Origin of the sequence: Bradyrhizobium sp. (assembly GCF_049512235.1) — a bacterium.
GTDB lineage: Bacteria > Pseudomonadota > Alphaproteobacteria > Rhizobiales > Xanthobacteraceae > Bradyrhizobium.
This window is the reverse complement of the sequence record NZ_JBEKXH010000269.1, coordinates 1-8,965: the sequence shown is the minus strand read 5'-3', so window position 1 is coordinate 8,965 and position 8,965 is coordinate 1. Positions and strand designations below refer to the sequence as shown.

5 protein-coding genes are annotated in these 8,965 nt (G+C 63.7%); 2 read left to right on the top strand and 3 right to left on the bottom strand.

Annotated features, from left to right (window positions below; genetic code table 11):
- Nucleotides 1-3,129 (bottom strand): PAS domain-containing protein (locus ABSG20_RS22465; RefSeq protein WP_423866710.1); only part of this gene is annotated, 3,129 nt, incomplete at its 3' end.
- A gap of 309 nt (nt 3,130-3,438) precedes the next feature.
- Between ABSG20_RS22465 and ABSG20_RS22460 the strand changes: the two genes are divergently transcribed.
- Complete coding sequence (locus tag ABSG20_RS22460; RefSeq protein WP_423866712.1) at nt 3,439-5,031, top strand: NAD-dependent malic enzyme; 1,593 nt, start codon at nt 3,439-3,441, stop codon at nt 5,029-5,031.
- A gap of 84 nt (nt 5,032-5,115) precedes the next feature.
- Here the strand turns inward: ABSG20_RS22460 and ABSG20_RS22455 are convergent, their stop codons facing one another.
- On the bottom strand, nt 5,116-7,023 hold the full coding sequence (locus ABSG20_RS22455; RefSeq protein WP_423866709.1) for a potassium transporter Kup: 1,908 nt from the start codon (nt 7,021-7,023) through the stop codon (nt 5,116-5,118).
- Between the two features lie 282 nt (nt 7,024-7,305).
- Between ABSG20_RS22455 and ABSG20_RS22450 the strand changes: the two genes are divergently transcribed.
- A complete protein-coding gene (locus ABSG20_RS22450) occupies nt 7,306-7,683 on the top strand; it encodes a hypothetical protein (protein ID WP_423866708.1) in 378 nt (125 codons plus the stop codon).
- 125 nt (nt 7,684-7,808) lie between these two features.
- Here ABSG20_RS22450 and ABSG20_RS22445 read toward each other — a convergent pair whose 3' ends face one another.
- Complete coding sequence (locus ABSG20_RS22445) at nt 7,809-8,957, bottom strand: DUF1501 domain-containing protein (RefSeq protein WP_423866711.1); 1,149 nt, start codon at nt 8,955-8,957, stop codon at nt 7,809-7,811.
- Nucleotides 8,958-8,965: the final 8 nt, after the last annotated feature.

The window sequence follows — 8,965 nt, the reverse complement described above, 5'->3', positions numbered from 1 at the left end:
GGCCTGGCGCCGCTCGGTGAGTTCGACAGCCTCGGGCACGATCGCAACCACATTGCCCTGGACATCGCGAACCGGGCGCATCTGAAAGTCGAACCAGCGCCATCCGCCCACCGGAAGCTTGACATGGATCTCCCGACGCACGGTTTCGCCGCCGGCAACCAGTGAAATGGCCGCCCTGACCGCTTCGGGCATATCAGGCGTGCCCGAAAACCATGGCGTCTGCCAAAATGGCCTGCCGACCACCTGGTCCAGTGTCGCATCGATGCCGGAGAGCGAAGTGGCATTGGCGTCCAGCAGCGTGCCGTCGGTCGCGAGCAGGCCCTGATAGGTATAGCTGGTGGCGAAGATCGTGCGTAACCGCGCTTCCTTGGCCCGCAGCTCCGCGGTGCGCTCGGAAACCTGCGCCTCCAGCCTCTCGTTCAGGCCGCGCAAGGCTTCTTCGGCCCGCTTTCTCTCGGTGATGTCCTGAAAATAGACCGAGATGCCCTCGCCTCTGGCGGGATAGACGCGAATATCGAACCAGCGCTGCCACGCCACGGAGTAGTGCTCGAACGCCGCGCCCTCGCGCTCAGCCATGGCGCGGCGGTATTTGGCCTCGACAGCGGTGCCGTGGCTGGTCGGAAATTCCTGCCAATAATCCTTGCCGATCAGCTCCCGCGCCGATCGCGACAGCATGCGTTCCGCGGCGGCGTTGACATAGGCGAAGCGCCAGTCGCGATCGAGGGCAAAAAATCCATCATTGATGCTGGCCAGAATGCCTTCGGCGCGCTCCTGCGCCATCTGCGCCTCCAGGCGCAGCTCATTCTCGATCCGCACGGCTTCGCGCCGCAGGGTCGCCATGTCGATATTGGCGCGGACGCGGGCGAGCAACTCGCGCGCGCTGAACGGCTTGCTCAGATAATCATCGGCGCCCGCCTCCAGCCCCTCCACCTTGGCCTCCTCGCCGGCGCGCGCCGACAGGAAGATCACCGGCACATCCCCGAGTTCGCCGTCACTGCGCAGCGCCTTGAGCAGGCTGAAGCCGTCGAGCCGCGGCATCATGATGTCGCTCAGCACCAGATCCGGACGCCGCCGCCACGCCGCTTCGAGCGCGGCCCGGCCGTCGCCGACGGCCTCCACCTCATATTGTTCTGCGAGCAGGCGGCGCACATAATCTCGCATATCGGGATTGTCGTCGACGAGCAGGATCCGATGCCTGCCCGCGCCGGCGCCGGAGGCCATGAGACCGAGATCTTCCGCGGACGATGGGTGCGACAGTTCGATGGTCGAGCCGCCCTCAAGCCAACCCATGGCTTCTTCAAGGTAGGCCTGGGCGCGAACATTGGTCGAGACTTGCGCGGGCGATGCGCCGGGGCGGTCTGCCGGCAGATGCGAGGTTCCGAACGGTATGCTGACGGTGAAGACGCTGCCGCGATCGAGTTGGCTTTCGACGGCGATGGCGCCACCGTGCAACTTCACCAGTTCATGCACCAGCGCCAGGCCGATGCCGCTGCCCTCGAACGAGCGTCCGCGCGCGCCCTCCACCCGCTTGAATCGCTCGAACACGTATGGCAGTTCAGCGGGCGGAATACCGGTCCCGGTATCGCGCACCGCGATTTCGGCGTGGCCGCCGTCCGCCGCGGCCCTGACCGTGACGCCGATCTCGCCCTCCAGGGTAAATTTGAAGGCGTTCGAAAGCAGATTGAGCACGATCTTTTCGAACATGTCGCGATCGACGTAGACCGCCTGGGACAGCGGTGGCGCATCGATTGTCAGCCGCAAGCCCGCTCTGTCGGTGGCCGAGCGGAAGTTTGAGGCGAGCTCGGCGGCGAGGGCAGCAAGGTCGACCGGCTCGAAACTGGCGTTGAGGCGTCCGGCTTCGATCCTGGAAAAGTCGAGCAAGGTGTTGACGAGCTTCAACAGCCGCATGCCGTTGCGGTGCACGGTACGAAGCTGCGCCCGATCATCGAAGACCATCAGCCCCTGGGGTCGCTCCAGCAGCTCTTCGAGCGGGCCGAGCATCAGCGTCAGGGGGGTGCGAAATTCATGACTGATATTCGAGAAGAACGTCGTCTTGGCGCGATCGATCTCGGCCAGCGCCTCGGCGCGGCGGCGCTCTTCCTCGTAGGCGTCGCCATTATTGATCGCCGCCGTGATTTGACCCGCCACCAGATCAAGGAAGCCGGCGTAGCCTTCGTCATAGGGACGGAAAGGATTGAGGCCTGCAATCACGATGCCGGAGCGGCCAGCCTCGCCGCTCGTCAACAGCGGCAGAACGACGGCCTGGTTGGGAGGCTGGCGCCACCCTCCACTCGGAAAGTCGCATCCGAAGGTTTCGGGCAGCTTGGAAACAAGGCGCGGACTATGTTGTTGCAGCACCTCCGCCACCGGCCATGTTGCGCCGGCGTCGAGCTGCAAGGTCGGCTTGACCGCAGGATGGCCTTCGCCGATGCCCGACAGCGCGGCAAGATGGGCGACATCGCTGCCGGGTTCGATCATGTAGATCATCGCGAACGGCAGATCCCTCGGATCGGTCATCAGCGCCTTGGCGCTGCGCGCGCAGGCCTGTTGCACGCTGCGCGCTTCCGCAGCACTGCTCGCCAGTTCACGCAGCAGCGCCAGCTGACGTTCGCTGATGACGCGCTTTGTATCGTCGGTGTTGGCGCAAAAGATGCCGCCCGGCGAGCCATCGTCGGACGGAATCGGGCTGTAGGAAAAGGTGTAATAGGTCTCTTCCGGGAAACCATTGCGCTCCATGATCAGGAGCTGGGCCTCGACATAGGTGCCCTCGTCACCGCCCATGGCCTTGGCCAGCAGCGGCGCAATGTCGCCCCAGATCTCGCGCCAGACCACCGAGGCCGGCTGTCCGATCGCCCACGGATGCTTGCCACCGATGATCGACTTGTAGGGATCGTTGTAGAGGTAGATCAACTCGGTGCCCCAGCCGATCCAGATCGGCTGCTGCGATGTCAGCATGATACGCACGGCGGTCTTCAGGCCTTGCGGCCAGAGCTCCGGCGGACCAATTGGCGTGCTGGCCCAGTCGAAGCGCTGCATCAGGCCGGCAAGCTCGCTGCGGCCGAGGAAAAGCCGCTGCTTTTCCGCCGCTCCGCGGCTGACAACAGTTCCTGGAAGTTCAACCTTGGACACAATCATCCCCGCCGCGCCGACACAGGTTGGCGCGATGACGAAACGTCAGTCGCCGGCTTGGGTTCCCGCACCAAAACGTTATTTTTGAAGGCAGCGCACGGCTGGCAGCGATTCGGACCGGTGCGGCGTCATGCTGCAGCGCGGCGGAAGCAGTCGCAGCAGCTTTTGTCCTTGATCTCGGTCAAGGCCCTTTGCCATAAGCTTCGCCAGGCTGCATCGCAAATAAGCAGCCGGCTTGGGGGAAATGCCATGAGCGTGCCTGACCGACTGAGCGCCCGTTCAGTGCCTTCATTCAACTCACCGCAGGGTATGGCGTTGTTGCGCGATCCGCTGCTCAACAAGGGCACGGCCTTCACCGAAGCGGAGCGCGACGCGCTCGGATTGCGCGGCTTCCTGCCCGCGCACATGCTGACGCTGCAAGCCCAGGCCGAGAAGGTCCTTATCAATCTGCGCAACCTTCCGAGCGACCTCGAAAAATTCGTCGCGCTCAACTCGCTGCATGACCGCAATGAAACGTTGTTCTTCCGCGTCGTGTGCGACAACATCGACGAAATCCAGCCGCTGATCTACACGCCGACGGTGGGGCTCGCCTGCCAGCGATTCGGCCTGATCTTCCAGCAGCCGCGCGGCCTCTTCATCGGCGCCAACGATCGCGGCCGCATCGCCGAGCTTCTGGCCAACTGGCCGTATCCCGCCAAGCTGATCGTCGTCACCGACGGCGAGCGCATCCTCGGGCTCGGCGATCTCGGCGCCCATGGCATGGGCATTCCGGTCGGGAAACTCTCGCTTTACTCCGCCTGCGCCGGCATCCATCCGGAAATGTGCCTGCCGGTGATGCTCGATGTCGGCACCAACAACGAAGCCCTCCTGAGCGACCCCTATTATATTGGCCTGCAGCAGAAACGTCTGAGCGGCACGGCCTATGATGAGTTCGTCGACGAATTCATCACGGCCGCGAGAAAAGTTTTTCCCGGCGTCCTGATCCAGTTCGAGGATTTCGCCAATCACAGTGCATTCCGCCTGCTGCACAAGTACCGCGACAAGATCTGCGTGTTCAACGACGATATTCAGGGTACGGCGGCGGTGGCGCTGGCGGGCTTGCTTTCGGCGCTGCGCGTCACCGGCGGCAAGCTCGGCGAGCAGCGGCTGTTGTTCCTCGGCGCGGGAGAGGCCGCAACCGGCATCGCCGATCTCGTGGTCTCCGCCATGGTGGCCGAGGGTAGTTCCGAAGCCGAGGCCATCAGCCGCAACTGGCTGGTGGATTCGCGCGGCCTCGTCGTCAAAGCCAGGAACGATCTCACCGAGCACAAGCTTCGCTATGCCCAGGATCAGGCGCTGGTCGGCGACTTCCCGACCGCGATCCGCACCCTCAAGCCGACCGCGATCATCGGTGTCGCCGCGGTCGGTGGCGCCTTCACGCCGGAGGTGCTGCGCACCATGGCCGATATCAACGACCGGCCGATCGTGTTCGCGCTGTCCAATCCGACCTCGAAGGCGGAATGCAGCGCCGAGGAAGCTTACCGTCTGACGTCCGGCCGCGCGCTGTTCGCCTGCGGCAGCCCCTACGATCCGGTCAAACTCGAAGGCAGGACCTACGTGCCGCGCCAGGGCAACAATTCCTACATCTTCCCCGGTGTCGGGCTTGGCGCAATCGCAAGCGGCAGCCGGCTCGTCACCGACGAGATGTTCATGGCGGCCGCGCGCACGCTGGCGCAGCTCGTCAGCGCCGCCGACATCGAACAGGGCAGCCTCTATCCGGCGCTGCCGCGGATCCGTGAAGTCTCCGCCCATATCGGCGCGGCCGTTGCCGAGGTCGCCTACCGCCGCGGTCTGGCGACAGGCCAAGCGCCGAAGGATCTGCTCGCCTACATTCAGTCGCAGATGTACGATCCGCATTATTGAAGGGCGCGTGCATTCCCTGCCCCGCTGGCGGGGCAGGATGTTGATGATGACTTGAAGTCGTGCTGGGGGCGGCCAGCCCCCAAATCAGATCGCCACCTGCCGCCCAATCTCGACGACCTGATCGTTGGGCAGGCTGAAGAAGTCGCTGACATGGGTTGCGTTGCGCTCCATGACGGCGAACACTCGCTCCTGCCAGGCTGGCAGGCCCTTGCCGTCCTCGCGGCCGACCACCGTCTCGTGGCCGACATAGTAGGTGACGTCGCTGAGGTCGATGGTGCAACCCAGCGACCGGCTGGTCGCGAGCAGGTCCGGAATATGCGGACGCTCCATGAAGCCGAAACGCGCATCGGCGCGCCAGTAATTCGGCGCCACCTGCGCGATTGCAATGCGGTTGCCCGCGGACACCCATGGCACCGACAGGATTTCGACGCGCAGCACGAAGATATGCTCATGCAAAGCGCGGTTATGCGTGACATGCCAGACCATGACCGGCGGCGTATCGCGTTCGGTGCGGGTCAGGAATACCGCGGTGCCGGGAACCCGCGGTATCTTCTTTTTGGCGATCTCCGCCATGAAGTCCGATACCGGGATCAGCGCCTCATGCATGCGCGTCGTGACCGCGGCGGCGCCGCGGTGCCAGATCCACATCAGGCCATAGACGCAGACCGCGAGCAGCAGCGGCACATACCCGCCCTCCGCGATCTTGGTGAGATTGGCCAGGAAGAAGGCGCTGTCGACAACGAGGAAGCAGGCGGCAACGGTGCCGGCGGCGAACAGGCTCCAGCGCCAGATCTCGCGCATCGCGATAAACAACAGCGCCGAGGTCACCAGCATCGTCAGCGAAACCGCGATGCCGTAGGCGGCCGCGAGGTTGTCGGATTTGCCGAAGCCGATGGTCAGCGCGACGGTCACGAGCATCAACAGCCAGTTGACGACGCCGACATAGATCTGGCCGTAGCCTTCCGATGAGGTCTGCTTGATCGAAAGCCGGGGCAACCAGCCGAGCTGGATCGCCTGCCGGGTCATCGAGAACGCGCCCGTGATGATCGACTGGCTGGCGATGATGGTCGCGACCGTCGCCAGTACGATCAGCGGGATCAAGAGAGCTCCGGGACAGAGCCGAAAGAAGATATTCCCGTCGGTCGGCGCGCCCTGCAGCACGAGCGCCGCCTGCCCGGCATAGTTCAGGATCAGGCTCGGAAAGACCACCGCGAACCAGGCGAGCTTGATCGGTCCACTGCCGAAATGGCCCATATCCGCATAGAGCGCCTCGGCGCCGGTGACGCAGAGAAAGACCGCGCCCAGCACCAGGAAGCCGGTGGCGCCGTTCGAAAACAAATAGGACAGGCCGTAGATGGGATTGAGCGCGAGGAAAACGGAAGGATGCTGCACGATTCCAAAAATCCCCATCGCCGCCATGGCGAGGAACCAGACCAGCATGATCGGTCCAAACCAATGACCGATGGTTGCGGTTCCCTTCGACTGGATCGCAAACAAGGCGAGCAGGATCGCAACCGCGACGGGGACCACATAGGGCTGCACGGCCGAGGTCACCATCTCCAGCCCTTCCAGCGCCGACAATACCGAGATCGCCGGGGTGATGGCGCCGTCCCCATAGATCAGCGCCGCCCCGAACAGGCCGAACGCCACGATGGTCGGCCGATGCTGCTTCTTGACGCCGAGCAGCGCCATCAGGGCCAGAATGCCGCCCTCGCCGTCATTGTCGACGCGCATCGCGAACGAGACATATTTTATCGTGGTGATGATGAACAGCGTCCACAGCACGAGCGACAGCGCGCCGAGCACGGTGCCGGCGTCTGGCGAAGCCGCGGTGGTGCCAAGGATGGTCTTGAAGGTGTAAAGCGGGCTGGTGCCGATATCGCCGAACACAATACCGAGTGCCGACAGACCGAGCACGGGCAGAGCGCCCTGCGGGGGTTGCCGCGCATCGCCGGCTGGCAGGGTTGGATCTTCGCTCGATGTGGCATCCATGTGAAGAAACCGATTCGGTCGAGAGGCGGCAGGCTTGCGGTAATCCTATGATGGCTTCCACATCAGATAAACCGGGCTGACGGCAATGATAACTGCTTTCGGCACAAATTATCGACGCGCTTTGCAACAGCCAGACGACTGTCCCCCGGTTCAAAGAGCAATTGGAACCAGCGCAGCCAAATTCTTCTGGAGCTGAGCAATATTGAACACCAGGTTTGGACCCAGAAGATTATTTTGGTTTGCTCCAACACCCGTCAGCAGCCAACCCAAAGGAGAACGGTCATGAGCGATAACGTGACGTTATTTCCTCACATCCTTCAGCCAGCGGTCGCATTGAAGGCCTACGCGCCCATGGGGGCCAAGTTCTGGGAGTACCAGGCAACCACACTCGACGGTATCAAGGAATTTTCCGACGGCTGGTTTGCCCGGCGTCATCGGGGCATCCAGGCAGCGGTGGAGGCGGCCAAGCATATCGGCGAAGCCGCGACGCCGACCGATATGCTCCATGAATATCAGAACTGGCTCACGCGAGCGACGGAACTGCTCGCCGAGGATGCCAAAGCCTATCAGCAACACGTGCTGAAGGCCGGATCTCAGTTGAGCGCTAATCCGGAAGCGCGAAAAACCGACGAGCGTGAGGACCAGCGTCAGACCGGCTGACGCTCAAGGCCGCCGTCGACGTCCCCCAACCCGTGGGCCAGCGCCAACGCTATGACCGCGCTACGGTGTAGCGATGGTGCGCGCCGTCGGTCAACGGACGCGGCCGAGGTTCGGCTCCACGCACCTCACACCAAGCCCAATTCCGCCGGATGGACGCCGGCAAAGATCCGCTGCAGGCTGGCACCGTCCAACCCGTAGATGCGCTGGAACAGGCCGGCGAATAACGCGCGATAGTCGGTCAAAACCGGATAGTCGCGGTCCTGGAACAGATGGGCCTGGTCAATCCTGACCTGTTCGCCGGCGATGCGGCCGCCATTGATGCCGCCGCCCATCACCCAGTAGACGCTGCCGTGGCCGTGATCGGTGCCGTGGTTGCCGTTCTCGCGAAAGGTGCGGCCGAACTCGGAAATCACGACGACGACCGTGTCGCGCCATCCGGCGGGACCGATTTCTTCGGAATAACCTGCCAGAGCCCTTCCGAGTTCGCCGAGGCGGTCGGCGAGATAACCTGACGCCGCGCCCTGGTTGACATGGGTGTCCCAGCCGCCGACATCGACGAAGCCAAGATTGAACTGCTCGCGCATCAGCCGGCCGATGCGCCGCGCCGATAATTCAAAACCGCGAGGCGAAACCGCGCCGCGATTGGCCGCGGTCATTTCTTCCGAGATCGAGCGGTAGACGTCGTCGCGAATCTTGAATCCTTCGGAAACCGCGGCCGCCAGATCGCTCTGCGCGTACATCTTCTGGATCAGTTGCGCCTGGCGATCGTCGACGCCGGGCTTGCCGACGCTGTTCAGCCCGATGTTCGGCATCTGCGACTTGCCGCGAAAGATCAGCGGCAGCTGGTCGGTGAAGGCGATCGGCCTGGCGCGCGCCAGTTCAGTCGCGAGCCGGCTCATGAAGCCCGAGCGATAATCGCGCGAGCCGCCGACGGATTGTCCGAGTTCAATGGTGTCCTGGGTCTCGAAGTGGCTGCGGGTCAGGTCGTCGGAGGTGCCGGCAAAAGGGACGAAGGCGATTTCCCGCTTCGCCCACAACGGCAAGATGCTGTCGCGCAGGGCCGGATGCAGCCCCCACTCGGCGCCAAGCGACAGCGCCGCATTCGGATTGCCGGCATCGGGCCTGGCGATGCCGAGCGTCGGCCGCGAACTGTAATAGAAGTCGCTGGCGATGGGCACGAGGACATTGGCCGCATCATAGGCGCCGCGCAGAAACACCACCAACAGCCGCGCATCGGTGGAGGGCGCTGCCCATACCCGGCCCGCCACCGTCAGCGGAACGG